The organism is Duganella sp. S19_KUP01_CR8 (assembly GCF_036688705.1).
Taxonomy (GTDB): domain Bacteria; phylum Pseudomonadota; class Gammaproteobacteria; order Burkholderiales; family Burkholderiaceae_D; genus Rugamonas.
Map to the genome: position 1 here is coordinate 1 of NZ_JAQQPR010000035.1, position 16,758 is coordinate 16,758.

Sequence of the window (16,758 nt, forward strand, 5' to 3'; positions counted from 1 at the left end):
CCCCATTACAGCATGAGCCCGGCTGTTTAGCCGGGCTCATGCTGTAATGGGGGACCTGACCCCGGATTGATTATTTCTTGGCCAGATCCTTCTTCACGCCCACCTCGGCCCGCACTATCGTGGTCTCCGGTTTGGCCAGCTGCACCGGCAAGCCTTTCAGGTGGTTCAGCGCCTGCGCCAGCTGGAAATCGTCGGCGCTGCCGTATTCCAGCGGCTTGCGTTTCTTCTCCAGCGCCACGATGCGCAGCTGTTCTTCCAGCTCGTCGCGCTTGCTCTTGGCGATTTCCTGGTCGCGGTCGTTCGTCAGGTGCTTGTCGAGGTCGGCTTCGCGGGTGCGCAGCGCGTTCAGGCCGTCGCCGTCGGCGTTTTCATCCACCGCCAGGTCCGGCACGATGCCCTTGGCCTGGATCGAACGGCCGTTCGGCGTGTAGTAGCGCGCCGTGGTCAGCTTGACGGCGGTGTCGGCGGTCAGCTGGCGGATGGTTTGCACCGAACCCTTGCCGAAGGTCTGGGTGCCGATGATGTCGGCCCGTTTGTAATCCTGCAGCGCGCCGGCGACGATTTCCGAGGCCGAGGCCGATCCGGTGTTGACCAGCACCGCCATCGGCACCTGCTTGATCGCGGCCGGCAGCTTGGCCAGCGCGTCGCTGTCGTTGCGCAGCGCATAGTATTCGGGACGGCCGTAGAAGATCTGCTTGGAGTCCGGCAGCTGGCCGTTGGTCGAGACGATGGCCGCATCCTTGGGCAGGAAGGCCGCCGCCACGCCGATCGCGCCTTGCAGCACGCCGCCCGGGTCGTTGCGCAGGTCCAGCACCAAGCCCTTGATGTTCGGGTCCTGTTTGTACAATTCGATAATCTTGGCGGCCAGGTCATCGACGGTCGGCTCCTGGAACTGCGAGATGCGCAGCCATGCATAGCCAGGCTCGACGATCTTGCCCTTGACGCTCTTCTGGTGGATCTCTTCGCGCGTGATGTTGAACACCAGCGGCTCGGCCTCGCCCTTGCGCAGGATCGTCATGCTGACCTTGGTGTGCGGCTCGCCGCGCATCTTCTTGACCGACTCGTCCAGGCTCAAGCCCTTGACCGGCGTGTTGTCCAGGCGGGAGATCAGGTCGCCCGCCTTGATGCCGGCGCGCCAGGCCGGTGAATCCTCGATCGGCGCGACGATCTTGATGTAACCGTCCTCGCTCTGGCCGATCTCGATGCCGAGGCCGACGAACTTGCCCTGCGAGCCTTCGCGCAGTTCGGCGTAGGCTTTCTTGTCCAGGTAGGCGGAATGCGGGTCCAGCGAGGCCACCATGCCGGAGATGGCTTCGGTCAGCAGCTTCTTGTCTTCGACTTTTTCAACGTAGTCGGACTTGATCAGGCCGAATACGTCGGCCAGCTGGCGCAGTTCCTCCAGCGGCAGCGGCGGGTCCACCGGCTTTTGCGCCATGGCGGAAAATTGCAGGGACACAGCGATGCCGGCGATGACGCCCAGGCCGACCAGTCCGGAATTCTTTAATTTCTTGCCCATGTTTCACCTATCGAAGCTGTTGCCGACAGCCGTCGCCGGTGGGCCACCCCGCCGCAACGCGCTTGAGTTGAGTATAAACCTGATTCCCGGCAAACGTAGTAGCCGTCGCGAAATCATTTATACCTTTACGAGAATTTACAACGCTTGCCGTTGACTTTTAAAGCACACCAGCGCCCGCTTGGCGTTGCGTCAAGTTTGCTGTTTTGTATGCAGTGTATCCTTCACGTTCACGTCGGTAAGCAATTGTAAGAAGTCCTGTAACGGCGGGGGCCGCGACCTAAACTGAACTCGTATTTCTCTCTACCCTGAAGTGGTTTTTGCCTGCGCCCCAAGCGCAGGCTTTTTTTTATCTACGGAGCTCATATGCGTACTAGTTTCTGTTTCAAGTTGCAGCGCGTGACTGTCGCGCTGGCCCTGAGCGCGGCCTTGCTGCCGGCCTTCGCGCTGCCTGTCATGGAAATGCGCGCCGAGGACTTCCTGCCGATGGCGGCCGAGCTGAAAAAATCGCTGAACCTGAACGCCAACCAGCAAGTGCTGTGGCAGCAGACCGAAAGCAAGACCCGCAACCTGCTGCGCGAGCGCCAGTCGCGCCGCGAACACCTGCAGGCGGCCACGCTGGAAGGCAGCAAGAACGCCAATGTCGAGCTGCGCGACCTGGCCAAGGCGGTGGACGAGGAAACCACCGCCAGCGCGCTGGAGGAAAAGCTGATGCGCGAATGGTGGCTGACCGTCAACGATGCCTTGAATGAAACCCAGCGCCAGGCGGTGGTGCAGCTGGTCGGCGAACAATTGATGCGGGTGCCGGACAACGGCGCCCGCAGCGGCGGGGCGCCGCGCAAGGAAGAGGGCGGCGAGCAGCATCGCGGCGGCCGCAAGGGCGGCATGGGGGGCAGCATCGGCGGCCCCGGCGGCGCCAGCATCAGTCTGCCGGGTGGCTAAGCAGCCCGTCGTTCCCGCGCAGGCGGGAACCCATGCTGAGTATCCGGTCTGGCTCAGTATAGATTCCCGCTTTCGCGGGAATGACGCGGGCCGGTGTGTATCGTAAAGTAAAAATCGGCCTGCCGGCCCTTTTGCCAGCAGGGCTGCCGGTAGAATGTGCAGCCTATGAGCAAACTGATTTCCTTCGCCTGTCTGGCCCTGTTGGGCGCCTCCGACGTTTATGCGCAAACCGAAACCGCCCCTGCCAAGCCGACCCTGGGTCCGGACGGCAAGCCCGTGCCCCAGGTCACCATCAGCGGCGGCCGCGCCAGCGACATGGATGAACGCCGCAATTCGGTGGCCGGCAAGCAGGTCTACGGCCGCGAGGAGCTGGACCGCAACGGCGACAGCAACCTCGGCGACATCCTCAAGCGCCTGCCGGGCGTGACCATCGGCGGCCGTCCCGGCCGTGGCGGCGACGTGCGCATGCGTGGCATGGGCAACGGCTACACGCAGGTGCTGCTGAACGGCGAACGGCCGCCGGCCGGCTTCTCGATGGAATCGCTGTCGCCCGACCAGGTCGAGCGCGTGGAAATCATGCGCGGCCCGATCGCCGAGCACAGCACGCGCGCCATCGCCGGCACCATCAACATCATCCTGCGCGACGGCTACCAGCAAAAAGACAAGCAGCTCAAGTTCACCGACAGCATCGAGCAGGGCCGCCATGCGCCGAACGTCTCGCTGACGGTGCCGGGCAAGGTGGGCAGCCTGACCTGGCTGCTGACCGGCTCGGTCTTCGAGAACCGCCAGCACGACCAGACCGAAACCATCAACCGCGACACCCGCGAAGACGGCGTGGTGCTCAAGGACCAGAACGTTCTCGACGAAACCAAACGCACCTCGCGCGGCCTCCACCTGACGCCACGCCTGTCTTATAAATTCGACAGCGGCGATACGCTGAACTTCCAGCCTTTCCTGATGGTCAACCGCAGCGACGGCAACTCGCGCAGCGACCTGACGCAGAACTTCGGCCTGGTGCCGACGGCTTTGCAGCAGCCGCCCGAATACAACCTGGCGCTGACCGGCACCCATGCGGAATCGACCTTTTTCCGCGGCTTCGGCAACTGGGTGCACAAGCTGCAAGGCGCGTCCAAACTGGACGTCAAGTTCGGCTTCGGCACCGGCCACAGCGACAGCGACTCGCTGCGCTATCAATACGACAACGCCGGCAATCTGCTGCAACGCTACACCGACGACGCCACCGTGCGCGACCGCAGCGCCAGCAGCGGCGGCAAGTACACCACGCCGCTCGGCAAGGAGCACTCGCTGGCGGCCGGCTGGGATGTCGAGCTGGGCCATCGCGTCGAGACCAAGACTTCGCTGGACAAGAACGGCGTGTCGCAGTTCGGCGATTCCGGCGACAACCTGACCGCCGACACCCGCCGCCTGGCCGTGTTCGCGCAGGACGAGTGGGACATCAACAAGCAGTGGTCGGGCTACGCCGGCTTGCGCTGGGAAGGCATACGCACCACCAGCACCCGTGCCGGCCAGGACATCAGCAACACCAGCAGCGTGCTGAGCCCGTTGCTGCACGGCGTCTACCGCATACCCGATCACGACAAGGACCAGATCCGCGCCAGCCTGACCAAGAGCTACAAGGCCGCCAACATCCAGGACCTGATCGCCTTGCCGTCGCTGTCGCGCCTGAACAGCGCCACCCGGCCCGACCGCACCGGCAACCCCGACCTGAAGCCCGAACTGGCGACCGGCCTGGACTTCGCGTACGAACACTACCTGGGTCGCAGCGGCATCATCACGGCCGGCGGCTTCATCCGCGACATCAAGGACCTGATCCGTCGCGAGCTGACCTTGCAGAACACGCCGACCGGACCGCGCTGGGTGTCGACGCCGGCCAACATCGGCCACGCGCGCACCAAGGGCATCGAGCTGGAGGCCAAGCTGCAATTGCAGGAGCTGATCGCGGACGGTCCGGCGATCGACTTCCGTTCCAACTACAGCCGTTTCTGGTCCAGCGTGGACGGCATTCCCGGCCCCAACAACCGGCTCGACGCGCAGCCGAAGCAGACCGCCAATGTCGGCCTGGACTACCGCCTGAAACCGGTGCCGCTGACCCTGGGAGCCAGCCTGAACTGGACGCCGGAAACCGTCATCCAGAGCAGCACCGAGCAGGTGGTGACCAGCAGCCGCAAGCGCTCGTTCGACGCCTACGGCCTGTGGAAGTTCAACCCGCGCAATCAAGTCCGCGTTTCTGCAAATAATTTAATGGCGGAAGACGCCCTCGGTAGTAATATCGTGACCACCAATGGCCTGGCACAACTGGCCAACACGACCAACCAGACTTACCTGGTCTGGAGCGTCAAATACGAGATGAAATTCTGACCAAGAAGGAAATGCAGTGAAACGATACTTGCTGAGCACGCTTACCCTGAGCCTGATGACCGCCTTCGCCGGCGCCGCCGTAGCCGCCGATGCGGCCCCGGTGTCCGGCATCGCCACCCAATACATCGACGCCAGCGTGCGTCCGCAAGACGACTTCTACCACTACCTGAACGGCGAGTGGCTGAAGACGACGCAAATCCCCGAAGACAAATCCAGCTGGGGCACCTTCGCCAAGCTGCGCGACGATGTGCTGCCGCAGCTGCGCGCCATCATCGAAGCGGCCGAGGCCGACAAGAACCGCAAGGCCGGCAGCGACGCCCAGAAAATCGGCGACCTGTACGCCAGCTTCATGGACGAGAAAAAACTGGAAGCGCTGGGCATCAAGCCGCTGGCGGGCGAACTGAACCGCATCCGCGCCATCAAGGACAAGAAGGCCTTCCCGATGCTGATCGCCCACCTGGACGAGATCGGCGTCGGCGCGCCGTACGGCATCTACGTCAGCCAGGATGCGCGCGAATCGACCAAGTACGCGGTCGGCATCTCGCAAAGCGGCCTGGGCCTGCCGGACCGCGACTACTACCTGAAAAAAGACGACGCCAAGATGGTGGACACGCTGGCCAAGTACGAAGCGCACGTGGCCAAGATCCTGACGCTGGGCGGAGACAAGCACGCCGCCGCCAGCGCCAAGGCCGTGGTCGCGCTGGAGACCGCGCTGGCCGAGGTGCAGTGGACCAAGGTCCAAAACCGCGACCCGGTCAAACGCTACAACAAGATGTCGATCGCCAAGCTGTCCGAGCTGGCGCCTGGCTACGACTGGCAGCACGCGCTGGCGGCGGCCGGCGTGGCGAACAAGATCGATTACGTCATCGTCAACCAGCCGAGCTACCTGGAGGGCTTCAACGCCACGCTGGAGAAGACCGACCTGGCGACCTGGAAATCCTATTTCGAATGGCAGCTGCTGCGCCGCGCCTCGCCTTACCTGTCGAAGGACTTCGCCGACGCCAACTTCGATTTCTACAGCACCGTGCTGACCGGCGTGGCCGTCAAGCCGCCGCGCTGGAAATCGGCGGTGAGCCTGGTGGAGGGCAGCCTGGGCGAAGTGCTGGGCAAGCTGTACGTCGGCCAGCACTTCCCTCCGGAGCGCAAGGCGCGCATGGAAGAGCTGGTGAAGAACCTGCTGGCCTCGTACAAGGCCAGCATCGACACGCTGGACTGGATGAGTCCGGAAACCAAGCAGCAAGCGCAAGCCAAGCTGGCCAAGTTCACGCCCAAGATCGGCTACCCGAACAAGTGGCGTGACTACTCGTCGCTGGCCATCGTCAAGAGCGACCTGGTGGGCAACGCCATGCGCGCCTCGGTGTTCGGCCACCAGCGCATGGTCAACAAGCTGGGCAAGCCGGTCGACCGCGAAGAGTGGGGCATGACGCCGCAGACCATCAACGCCTACTACAATTCGACGATGAACGAGATCGTGTTCCCGGCGGCGATTTTGCAACCGCCGTTCTTTGACGCCAAGGCCGACGACGCCGTCAACTACGGCGCCATCGGCGCGGTGATCGGTCACGAAATCAGCCACGGCTTCGACGACAAGGGCAGCCAGTCCGACGGCGACGGCAACCTGCGCGACTGGTGGACCAAGGAAGACCGCGCCAATTTCAAGGCCAAGGCCGACGCGCTGACCAAGCAGTACGACGGTTACAGCCCGATCAAGGGCTACAACGTCAACGGTTCGCTGACCTTGGGCGAGAACATCGCGGACAACAGCGGCGTCTCGATCGCCTACAAGGCCTACAAGCTGTCGCTGGGCGGCAAGGAAGCGCCGGTGATCGACGGCCTGACCGGCGACCAGCGCTTCTACATGGGCTTTGCGCAAGTGTGGCGCAGCAAGACGCGCGACGCCCAGCAGATCGTGCTGATCAAGACCGACCCGCACTCGCCGGGCCAGTTCCGCGCCAACGGCACGATGGTCAACCAGCCGGGCTTCTACGAAGCCTTCGGCGTGAAGCCGGGCGACAAGATGTATGTTGCGCCGGAACAGCGCGTGATCATCTGGTAAGCGCTTAACCGCCGTAAAAACGCACAAAAAGGCCACCCAGTGTGGCCTTTTTGCTATTGTTCTAAGACTAGCCTATACAACCATGGAGATAGACTTGAAAGCACATATGTTAAGCGCGCTGATGTTGGCGCTGCTGGCTTCGGCCGGCGTCCAGGCACAACAAAAAATCTCGGGCGTGGACGTGGGCGAAATCAACGCCGCGGTGCGCCCGCAGGACGATTTCTTCCTCAACCTGAACGGCAAGTGGCTGGCCAAGACCGCCATCCCGGCCGACAAATCGAGCTGGGGCTCGTTTGAGAAGCTGGACGACGACACCAAGCCGCAACTGCGCGCCATCATCGAGGCGGCCGCCGCCGATCCGAACAAGACGCCCGGCTCCGACGCCCAGCGCATCGGCGATTTCTTCGCCAGCTATATGGACGAAGCCAAACTGGCGGAAGTGGGCCTGACCCCGCTGCACGCCGAGCTCGACCGCGTGGCCGCGCTCAAGGACAAGAAGGAAATCCCGGCCCTGATCGCCCGTTTCAACCGCTACGGCGTGACCGCGCCCTACGGCTTCGCCATCCACCAGGACAACAAGGATTCGACCAAATACGTGGCCGACCTGGTCCAGGACGGCCTGAGCCTGCCGGACCGCGACTACTACCTGAAAAAGTCGGACAAGAAGATGGCCGACACGCTGGCCAAGTACCAGCAGCACGTGACCAAGATGCTGACCCTGGCCGGCAACGCCAACCCGGCGGCCGACGCCAAGGCCATCGTCGCGCTGGAGACCGAGCTGGCGAAGATCCAGTGGACCAAGGTCGAGCTGCGCGACCCGGTCAAGGCCTACAACAAGGTGCCGCTGGCCGGCCTGTCCAAGCTGGCGCCGGGCTACGACTGGACCACGTGGCTCAACGACACCGGCATCGCCGGCAAGGTCGACTACGTCATCGTCAGCCAGCCCAGCTTCATCAGCGGCTTCAACAAGGTGCTGAACAAGACGCCGCTGTCGACCTGGCAGGCGTGGTTCCGCTGGCAGGTGATCCACGCCAGCGCGCCTTACCTGGCGAAGGATTTCGCGCTGGAGAACTTCGCCTTCTACGGCACCGTGCTGAGCGACACCAAGGAACAGGAGCCGCGCTGGAAGCGCGCGGTCAACGCCACCGACGGCGCGCTGGGCGAGAGCCTGGGCAAGCTGTACGTGGAGCAGCACTTCCCGGCCGAGCGCAAGGCGCGCATGGAGGCGCTGGTGCAGAACCTGCTGGCGGCCTTCAAGCAAAGCATCAACACGCTGGACTGGATGGGCCCGGTCACCAAGGAGCAGGCGCAGGCCAAGCTGGCCAAGTTCATGGTCAAGATCGGCTATCCGAACAAGTGGCGCGATTACTCGTCGCTGGTGGTGGTCAAGGATGACCTGGTGGGCAATGTCCGCCGCTCGCGCGAGTTCGACTACAACAAGGAAGTGAACAAGCTCGGCAAGCCGGTTGACCGCGACGAATGGGGCATGACGCCGCAGACCATCAACGCCTATTACAACCCGGAGCTGAACGAGATCGTATTCCCGGCCGCCATCCTGCAACCGCCGTTCTTCAACGCCGACGCCGACGACGCCGTCAACTACGGCGCCATCGGCGCGGTGATCGGCCACGAGATCAGCCACGGCTTCGACGACCAGGGCGCCCAGTACGACGGCGACGGCAACCTGCGCGACTGGTGGACCAAGGCCGACCACAAGAACTTCGCCGCCAAGAGCAAGATGCTGGTCAAGCAGTACAACGCCTTCAGCCCGGTCAAGGGCTACCACGTCAACGGCGAACTGACCTTGGGCGAGAACATCGCCGACAACTCCGGCGCGGCGATCGCCCTCAAGGCTTACCAGATCTCGCTGAACGGCCAGCCGTCGCCGGTGATCGACGGCCTGACCGGCGAGCAGCGCTTCTACATGGGCTTTGGCCAGGTGTGGCGCAGCAAGATCCGCGACGCCCAGCAAATCGTTTACCTTAAATCCGATCCGCATTCGCCGGACCAGTTCCGCGCCAACGGCACGGTGCGCAACCAGCCGGGTTTTTACAACGCTTTTGGCGTAAAACCGGGCGATAAAATGTATCTGGCGCCAAAAGACCGCGTCATCATGTGGTAACACTTTATGAGGTAGCGGCCCTGTGATATAAAGCGCAACAGGGCCAAACATCGTGGATTGGCCTTTATTCAATCAAGAGGATATTTTCGTGAAACGTCATCTCGTAAGTGCATTGACCCTGAGCCTGATCGCAGGCCTGGCGGGCGCCGCCGACAACACCACAAGTGTAGCTCCGGCCAGCGCCCAAGTAGCAAACGCCAAGCTGGCTTCCGGCATTGCGGTGGAATACATCGATCCAGCGGTACGCGCGCAGGACGACCTGTTCACCCATATGAACGGCAAATGGCTGGCCACGACTGAAATCCCGGCGGACAAAGCCAGCTGGGGCAGCTTCGCCAAGCTGCGCGACGATATCCAGCCGCAACTGCGCGCCATCATCGAAGGCGCCGCCGCCAACAAGGCCGGCGGCCCTGAAGCCCAGCGCATCGGCGACTTCTACAACAGCTTCATGGACGAAGCCAAGCTGGAACAGCTGGGCCTGACCCCGTTGAACGCGGAACTGGCGAAGATCGCCGCCGTGAATAACAAGAAGCAGCTGCCGGCGCTGATCTCGCACCTGAACAAAATCGGCGTGACCGCGCCGTACGGCTACGGCATCCACCAGGACAACAAGGATTCGACCAAGTATGTGGTCGATATCGGCCAGGACGGCCTGGGCCTGCCGGACCGCGATTACTACCTGAAAGCGGACGACAAGAAGATGGCCGATGCGTTGGCCAAGTATGAACTGCACATCGGCAAAATGCTGACCATGGCAGGCGACGAGCACGGCGCCGTCACCGCGCACGCCATCGTGGAATTCGAAAAAGAGCTGGCCAAGATCCAGTGGACCAAGGTCGAACTGCGCGACCCGGTCAAGGCCTACAACAAGGTCGACATCGCCAAGCTGGGCAAGGTTGCTCCAGGCTACGACTGGAACGCCTACCTGACCGACGCCGGCGTGACCGGCAAGGTCAAGTACGTGATCGTCGGCCAGCCTAGCTACCTGAAGGGCATGACCGCGCTGCTGGCCAAGACCCCGCTGGACACGCTGAAGTCCTACTTCCGCTGGCAGTTGCTGCGCTCGGGCGCTCCTTACCTGAGCAAAGCCTACGTCGATGAAAACTTCGCCTTCTACGGCACCGTGCTGAGCGGCGTGACCGAACAGCGTCCACGCTGGAAGCGCGGCGTATCCGTGACCGAAGGCGCGCTGGGCGAAGCCGTCGGCAAGATCTACGTCGAGCAGAACTTCCCGGCCGAGCGCAAGGCGCGCATGCAGGCGCTGGTCAACAACTTGCTGGCCGCCTACAAGGTCAGCATCGACCAGCTGGACTGGATGAGCCCGGTCACCAAGAAACAGGCGCAGGAAAAGCTGGCCAAGTTCACCACCAAGATCGCGTACCCGGACCACTGGCGCGACTACTCCAAGCTGGCCGTCTCCAAGGACGACCTGGTGGGCAACGTGATCCGCTCGCGCGAGTTCGAGTACAACAAGGAACTGGCCAAGCTGGGCAAGCCGATCGACCGCGCGGAGTGGGGCATGACGCCGCAAACCGTCAACGCCTACTACAACCCGGAAATGAACGAAATCGTGTTCCCGGCCTCGATCCTGCAAGCACCGTTCTTCAATGCTGACGCGGACGACGCGGTCAACTACGGCGCCATCGGCGGCGTGATCGGCCACGAAATCAGCCATGGCTTCGACGACCAGGGCGCGCAGTACGACGGCGACGGTAACCTGCGTGACTGGTGGACCGCTGCGGACCACAAGAACTTCGCGGCCAAGACCAAGATGCTGGTGGAGCAGTACAACCAGTTCAGCCCGCTGCCTGGCTACCATGTCAACGGCGAACTGACCCTGGGCGAGAACATTGCCGACAACAGCGGCGTGGCGATTGCGTACAAGGCCTACAAGCTGTCGCTGGGCGGCAAGGAAGCGCCAGTGATCGACGGCCTGACTGGCGACCAGCGCTTCTACATGGGCTTTGCCCAGGTATGGCGTTTGAAGATGCGTGAAGCGCAGCAGATCGTTCAGATCAAGACCGACCCGCACTCGCCAGGCCAATTCCGCGCCAACGGCCCGATGCGCAACCAGCCAGGCTTCTACGACGCCTTCAACGTGAAGCCAGGCGACAAGATGTACCTGGAACCAAAAGACCGCGTAATCATGTGGTAACAACCGCATAGACGCAACGAAGGGCCGCAGTGATGCGGCCCTTTTTTTTGCGACCCGTCACTCCCGCGAAAGCGGGAGTCCATATTGAGTATGCGTCAACGGGAGGCTTACTTAGCATGGGTTCCCGCGTACGCGGGAACGACGGGGTTAATATCCCATGTCTAGCTCCTGCGCTTGATCGGCAAGTAGCTGGAGGGCTTTCTGGGTAGCCTTCGTATGTTCGTCTTTGTACCGCGTCAAGTCCGAGCGGGCCAAGCTGACTGTGCCTTCCTCCACCAATCTCAGGATGTATGGGCGCGAGACGTTTAAGAGTTCCGCCGCCTCGGCGAGTGTCAAGCAATCGTTCGGCATGATGGCCTCCGGTTGAGAACAGCATTAATCAGCGATACGGCCCTTTTTCAATTCAGAGTAAACTACGGGCTTCGAATTTCAAGAAACCGGTACCCCATGCGCTTGCGTTATTCCGCACTCATCGTTTTGCCCCTGCTGCTGGCCGCTTGCGGCGATTCGTTCAAGCCTGTCGATGTCTACATGGCCAAGACGCCGGAGTGCTCCGCCTGGCAGGACGGCTCGCGCTACGAGCTGCCGCGCGGGATCAGCGTGTCGACCACGCCGCCGGTCACGCTGCCGGACGGCGGCGCCGAGTTCACCTTCGTCTACCTGGTGCCGCGCGGCGAGCGGGCCATGTTCCTGAGCCGCGAGTACCACGTCACCACGCCCAAGGGACCGGTGCTGGCCAAGGCGGAACTGGTCAGCTTCTACCAGCGCGCCACCAACTCGCGGCCGGAAATCGTCGAGGCCATCCCCAAGGTGCCGGACATGCTGGTCGCCGGCGCCACCAGCGACGATACGATCTGGCGCGTGCGCCTGCGCGTCAAGGACAAGCTGCCGGAACGCTTCGACGTAGTGCCGCCGGCCTTCGAGATCGCGCTGACCAAGTACCCGATGCGCACCTTCACCTACCGCTACTTCGCCGACCGCAAGGCCTTCGGCCTGTGCAGCTGACGTGCAGCCAAGCTTGGCGGATTTCCGCATAAGCACCGCCCGGTTCATGCGGTTTTCCGCCTGAACCGCCGCGTGCCAGTTTCGCCATCCCTTATAAATCAATGACTTGAACCGCAGCCCGTGCTTGGCACGGAAGCTGCAATGTCTCCCGGTAACTACAACCACAAAGGAGACAAGCATGTCCAAGTTCCGTCTGTTATCCCTGACGCTCGCCATCGCCGCCGCTGCGTCCACCGCGCAGGCCCAGGAAGTGGTCCGCCTCGGCAACCTCAAGTTCGCCCACTACGGCGCCGTCTCGTACATCAAGGAAATCGCGCCCAAGTGCGGCATCAAGGTGGAAGAGCACGTCTTCGCCAAGGGCCCGGACGTGATGCAAGCCATCCTGGCCGGCGAGCTCGACGTCGGCGCCACCGCCTCCGAGGCGGCCATCTCCGGCCGCGCCAACGGCGCCCCGATCTACGTGGTGGCCGGCTTCGCCAAGGGCGGCGCGCGCTTGGTCGCCCGTCCCGACAGCAACATCAAAGCGATCAAGGATTTGAAGGGCAAACGCGTCGGCGTTACCCGCGGCGGCATCCACGAAGTGCTGCTGATCGCTGAACTGGCCCAGGCCGGCCTGACCGCGTCCGACCAGCCGGGCAAGGATGTGCAGCTGGTGTTCCTGGCGTTCGCCGACCTGAACCAGGCGCTGATGGGCAAGAACCTCGACGCCATCATGCAAAGCGAACCGCAATCCTCGCAAGCCATCAACAAAGGCTATGGCGTGGAAGTGATGAAGCCGTACGACACGCCGATCGGCCCGCCGGTGCGCACCATGGTGATGAGCGAGAAGTTCTACAAGGAACACCGCGCCACCGCCGCCAAGTTCATGACCTGCTTCGTGCAGGCCACCAAGCTGTTCCTCGACAACAAGCCGGTCGCCGAGAAGTATGTGCGCGAAGTGATCTTCAAGAACCAGATCAGCAAGGATGACTTCGACGACGCGATCAGCAATTCGCCGTACACCTACGACATCACCGCCGAGCACATCCAGATCACCACCGACGTGATGGCCAAGCACGGCACCGGCAAGATGCGCGCCGCGCCGGTGGCCAAGGACTGGGTCAAGACCGACCTGCTGGAAGCGGCCAAGAAAAGCCTCAGCATTCAATAACTGCGTTCAATAACGACGGAGACACATCATGAGCAAACAAGACTGGCGGCAATCCGCCTCGGGCGCGGTCGTGCCCATCGTAATCGTCGCCCTGTGGCAAGCCAGCGCCATGCTGGGCTGGGTCAATCCGCAGGTGCTGCCGTCGCCGTTCGCGGTGGTGCACAAGTGGATCGAGTACCTGCTGCCGCTGACGGCCTACGATCCATCCGCGCAATCGTGGCTGGGCTGGGCGCTGTCCGGCGAGCTGTTGGGCGATACCTTCAGCAGCATGTACCGCGTGATCGTCGGCTTCGCCATCGGCGCCGGCCTGGCGCTGCCGCTGGGCCTGCTGATGGGTTCCAGCCAGCGCATGTATGCGTGGTTCAATCCGCTGATGCAGGTGCTGCGGCCGATTCCGCCGATCGCCTACATTCCGCTGGCGATTCTGTGGTTCGGCCTGGGTAATGCACCGGCCGTGTTCCTGATCGCGCTGGGCGCGTTCTTCCCGGTGCTGGTCAACACCATCGCCGGCGTGCGCCAGGTGGACGGCATCTACATCCGCGCCGCCCGCAACCTGGGCGTCAGCCAGCGCACCATGTTTGTCCGCGTGATGCTGCCGGCCGCCGTGCCCTACATCCTGTCCGGCGTGCGGATCGGCATCGGTACCGCCTTCATCGTGGTGATCGTGTCGGAGATGATCGCCGTGAACAACGGCCTCGGCTTCCGCATCCTCGAAGCGCGCGAATACTTCTGGTCCGACAAAATCATCGCCGGCATGATCAGCATCGGCCTGCTGGGCCTGATCATCGACGTAGGCATGAACAAACTGAACAATCATTTGCTGCGCTGGCACCGCGGCCTGGAGAATTAAGATGACCCATATCGAAGTCAAAGCCGTCAACAAGGTCTTCAAGACCGACAGCCGCGAAGTGATCGCGCTCAAGGACATCAACCTGGAGATCCCGCAAGGCCAGTTCGTCTGCCTGCTCGGGCCTTCGGGCTGCGGCAAGTCCACGCTGCTGAACGCGATTGCCGGCTTCTCGCTGCCGTCGTCCGGCACCATCACCGCCGACAGCAAGCTGGTCACCGGTCCCGGCCCGGAACGCGGCATGGTGTTCCAGGAGTACGCACTGTTCCCCTGGATGACGGTGGAAAAGAACATCGCCTTCGGCCTGGAAATCAAGGGCATGCCGCAGGCGGAGATCACAGCCAAGGTCGATCAACTGCTGGGCATGCTGTCGCTGAGCGATTTCAAGCACCGCTTCCCGAAAGACCTGTCCGGCGGCATGCGCCAGCGGGTCGCCATCGCCCGCGTGCTGGCGCTCGATTCGCCGATCATGCTGATGGACGAACCCTTCGGCGCGCTGGACGCACTGACCCGCCGCAACCTGCAGGACGAGTTGCTGCGCATCTGGGCCGAGCTGAAGAAGACTATCATCTTCGTCACCCACAGCATCGAGGAGGCGATCTACCTGGCCGACCGCATCGTCGTGATGACCTATCGTCCCGGCACCGTCAAGCGCGACCTGATGGTGGACTTGCCGCGCCTGCGCGACCCGTCCGCCGCCGAGTTCAACGCGCTCAAGCGCGAGCTGGGCCAGCTGGTGATGGAAGAGCAGCAACGCCACCACAACGACGAGATGCGCATGGCGGCGGTGGACTGAGCAGCTGCAGTAGAATCTGCGTATGCGCGCTCAAAAAAACCTGCTACTGCTGTTCGCACTCGTGTGCGCGCTGGGCGTGATTGCCGGGTCCTACCTGGCCGGCACCTGGCGTGCGCGCGAAGAACTGCGGCAGCAGGGCCAGCGCCAGTTGCAACTGATGGCGCCGGACCTGCAATCGCTGCTGCAAAAATATGAAACGCTGCCCTTTGTGCTGGGCTTCCAGCCCGACCTGATCGAAGCGCTGGCCCATCCGTCCGATGCGTCGGCGATCACCCGCCTCAACAGCACGCTGCAAACCATCCAGCAGCAGGCCAAGGTGGGCGCCATCTACGTGATGGACCGCGACGGCCTGACCATAGGCGCCAGCAACTGGGACCAGCCGCTGGGCTTCGTCGGCAAGAACTTTTCCTACCGCCCCTATTTCGACGCCGCACTGCATGGCAGGGCGGGGCGTTTCTACGGCATCGGCACCAGCACCAGCGAGGCCGGCTACTTCATCGCGCAGCCGGTGTACCGCAACGGCACGGCCGGCGGCCCGGTCACCGGCGTGGTGGCGGTGAAGATCAGCCTGGCCGACTTCGAACGCACCTGGCGCAGCAGCGACGACGCCATCGTGCTGGCCGACAGCACCGGCGTCATCTTTCTCAGCAACCGCCCGGACTGGATCTACCGCAGCCTGCACCCGCTGGACGCGGCCACCGAGCGCCAACTGGCGCACACCCAGCAATACACCGGCCAGAAGATCACACCGCTGAGCGGCCATTCCGACCTGTTCGTCACGCAATCGGTGGGCCAGCTGGGCTGGCAGCTGATGCTGTTTCCCGGCCAGGCGCGCGTGGTGCGCACCGGCGTGCAGTGGGCTGCGGCGGCGGCCTTGCTGCTGGCTTGCGCGGCGGTGTCGAGCTGGGCGCTGCACCAGCGCCGCCGCCGTCTGGAAGAACGCATGGCCTCGGCCGCCGCGCTGCGAAAGGCGGCCGACGAGCTGGACGACAAAATCGTCGAACGCACGCAGCAACTGCGCACCACCAATCAGCATCTGGAGAGCAAGTACGCCAAGCTGCAGGAGACCGAGCATCTGCTGCGCTCCACGCAGAACGAGCTGGTCCAGGCTGGCAAGCTGGCGATGCTAGGGCAGATGGCGGCCGGCATCACCCATGAACTGAACCAGCCGCTGGCCGCGATCCGCGCCTTCGCTGACAACGCCCGCGTGTTCCTGGCGCGCGGGCAGGGCGAGCAGGTGGAGGGCAACCTCGGCCACATCAGCGAGGCCAGCGCGCGCATGGGTGCCATCATCGGCCAGCTGAAGGGCTTCGCGCGCAAGGATGAGACGGTTGCGGTGGTTGATCTGGCGGCCTCGGTGCGGGCCTCGGCGTTTTTGCTAGAGAGCGAGTTTCGCCGTCACGCCGTCGCGCTGGACATCGCCGCTGCCGACGGCCTGCAAGTGACCGGCAGCAGCGTGCGCATCGAGCAGGTGCTGATCAACCTGCTGCGCAACGCGCTCGATGCGGTGGAGACGGCCGAGCGGCGCGAAGTCGCCATCCGCCTGGAGCGCGACGGCGCGTGCGCGCTGGTCAGCATCAGCGACAGCGGCGCCGGCATACCGGATCAGGTGGTGGCGCATTTGTTCGAACCATTTTTCACCACCAAGCCATCCGGCAAGGGACTGGGCTTGGGGCTGGCGATCTCGTCGTCCATCGTGCAGGCCATGAACGGCCAATTGACGGCGCATAATCAAGCCGGCGGCGGCGCGCGTTTCGAGCTGCGCCTGCCGCTGCAAACCGAGGGAGTATAAA

At 63.2% G+C, this 16,758-nt stretch carries 12 protein-coding genes; 10 read left to right on the forward strand and 2 right to left on the reverse strand.

From position 1 onward, the window contains the following. Window positions 1–70: 70 nt before the first annotated feature. Window positions 71–1,516: a S41 family peptidase gene (locus V6M89_RS26560; protein ID WP_332856024.1), complete on the reverse strand. Its 1,446-nt coding sequence runs from the start codon at window positions 1,514–1,516 to the stop codon at window positions 71–73. Between the two features lie 363 nt (window positions 1,517–1,879). Between V6M89_RS26560 and V6M89_RS26565 the strand changes: the two genes are divergently transcribed. The 5 genes from V6M89_RS26565 to V6M89_RS26585 all read left to right on the forward strand — a co-directional run bounded on the left by V6M89_RS26565 (window position 1,880) and on the right by V6M89_RS26585 (window position 11,167). After that, window positions 1,880–2,455 carry a hypothetical protein gene (locus V6M89_RS26565; RefSeq protein ID WP_332856025.1) on the forward strand — a complete coding sequence of 192 codons (576 nt, stop codon included), beginning with the start codon at window positions 1,880–1,882 and terminating at the stop codon, window positions 2,453–2,455. 165 nt (window positions 2,456–2,620) lie between these two features. Continuing rightward, window positions 2,621–4,834: a TonB-dependent receptor plug domain-containing protein gene (locus V6M89_RS26570; protein ID WP_332856026.1), complete on the forward strand. Its 2,214-nt coding sequence runs from the start codon at window positions 2,621–2,623 to the stop codon at window positions 4,832–4,834. 55 nt (window positions 4,835–4,889) lie between these two features. Continuing rightward, entirely contained in the window at window positions 4,890–6,890 is a 2,001-nt protein-coding gene (locus tag V6M89_RS26575) for a M13 family metallopeptidase (protein WP_332856076.1), read from the forward strand. Between the two features lie 106 nt (window positions 6,891–6,996). Continuing rightward, complete coding sequence (locus V6M89_RS26580) at window positions 6,997–9,012, forward strand: M13 family metallopeptidase (RefSeq protein WP_332856077.1); 2,016 nt, start codon at window positions 6,997–6,999, stop codon at window positions 9,010–9,012. A gap of 88 nt (window positions 9,013–9,100) precedes the next feature. Beyond that, on the forward strand, window positions 9,101–11,167 hold the full coding sequence (locus V6M89_RS26585; RefSeq protein ID WP_332856027.1) for a M13 family metallopeptidase: 2,067 nt from the start codon (window positions 9,101–9,103) through the stop codon (window positions 11,165–11,167). A 147-nt stretch (window positions 11,168–11,314) separates the two neighbouring features. On the opposite strand, the gene V6M89_RS30460 is transcribed toward V6M89_RS26585, so the two are convergent. Next, the gene (locus V6M89_RS30460; protein ID WP_442882002.1) at window positions 11,315–11,518 is read right to left on the reverse strand and encodes an excisionase family DNA-binding protein; all 204 of its coding nucleotides are present in this window, start codon (window positions 11,516–11,518) and stop codon (window positions 11,315–11,317) included. Between the two features lie 96 nt (window positions 11,519–11,614). Here V6M89_RS30460 and V6M89_RS26590 point away from each other — a divergent pair, with 96 nt between their 5' ends. The 5 genes from V6M89_RS26590 to V6M89_RS26610 all read left to right on the forward strand — a co-directional run bounded on the left by V6M89_RS26590 (window position 11,615) and on the right by V6M89_RS26610 (window position 16,757). After that, on the forward strand, window positions 11,615–12,172 hold the full coding sequence (locus V6M89_RS26590; RefSeq protein ID WP_332856028.1) for a hypothetical protein: 558 nt from the start codon (window positions 11,615–11,617) through the stop codon (window positions 12,170–12,172). A gap of 178 nt (window positions 12,173–12,350) precedes the next feature. Next, complete coding sequence (locus V6M89_RS26595; RefSeq protein WP_332856029.1) at window positions 12,351–13,322, forward strand: ABC transporter substrate-binding protein; 972 nt, start codon at window positions 12,351–12,353, stop codon at window positions 13,320–13,322. A 28-nt stretch (window positions 13,323–13,350) separates the two neighbouring features. Further along, window positions 13,351–14,172, forward strand: coding sequence for an ABC transporter permease (locus V6M89_RS26600; RefSeq protein WP_116991166.1), 822 nt, complete (start codon window positions 13,351–13,353; stop codon window positions 14,170–14,172). Between the two features lies 1 nt (window position 14,173). After that, the gene (locus tag V6M89_RS26605; protein ID WP_332856030.1) at window positions 14,174–14,965 is read left to right on the forward strand and encodes an ABC transporter ATP-binding protein; all 792 of its coding nucleotides are present in this window, start codon (window positions 14,174–14,176) and stop codon (window positions 14,963–14,965) included. Between the two features lie 22 nt (window positions 14,966–14,987). Further along, window positions 14,988–16,757, forward strand: a complete 1,770-nt coding sequence (locus V6M89_RS26610) for a sensor histidine kinase (RefSeq protein ID WP_332856031.1) — start codon at window positions 14,988–14,990, stop codon at window positions 16,755–16,757. The last annotated feature ends 1 nt before the right edge of the window (window position 16,758 follow it).

Coding starts and splice junctions, on each gene's coding strand:
- V6M89_RS26610 (WP_332856031.1), top strand. CDS start 14,988: ATGCGCGCTCAAAAAAACCTGCTACTGCTGTTCGCACTCGTGTGCGCG.
- V6M89_RS26560 (WP_332856024.1), bottom strand. CDS start 1,516: ATGGGCAAGAAATTAAAGAATTCCGGACTGGTCGGCCTGGGCGTCATC.
- V6M89_RS26580 (WP_332856077.1), top strand. CDS start 6,997: ATGTTAAGCGCGCTGATGTTGGCGCTGCTGGCTTCGGCCGGCGTCCAG.
- V6M89_RS26575 (WP_332856076.1), top strand. CDS start 4,890: ATGACCGCCTTCGCCGGCGCCGCCGTAGCCGCCGATGCGGCCCCGGTG.
- V6M89_RS26590 (WP_332856028.1), top strand. CDS start 11,615: ATGCGCTTGCGTTATTCCGCACTCATCGTTTTGCCCCTGCTGCTGGCC.
- V6M89_RS26570 (WP_332856026.1), top strand. CDS start 2,621: ATGAGCAAACTGATTTCCTTCGCCTGTCTGGCCCTGTTGGGCGCCTCC.
- V6M89_RS26565 (WP_332856025.1), top strand. CDS start 1,880: ATGCGTACTAGTTTCTGTTTCAAGTTGCAGCGCGTGACTGTCGCGCTG.
- V6M89_RS26595 (WP_332856029.1), top strand. CDS start 12,351: ATGTCCAAGTTCCGTCTGTTATCCCTGACGCTCGCCATCGCCGCCGCT.
- V6M89_RS26605 (WP_332856030.1), top strand. CDS start 14,174: ATGACCCATATCGAAGTCAAAGCCGTCAACAAGGTCTTCAAGACCGAC.
- V6M89_RS30460 (WP_442882002.1), bottom strand. CDS start 11,518: ATGCCGAACGATTGCTTGACACTCGCCGAGGCGGCGGAACTCTTAAAC.
- V6M89_RS26600 (WP_116991166.1), top strand. CDS start 13,351: ATGAGCAAACAAGACTGGCGGCAATCCGCCTCGGGCGCGGTCGTGCCC.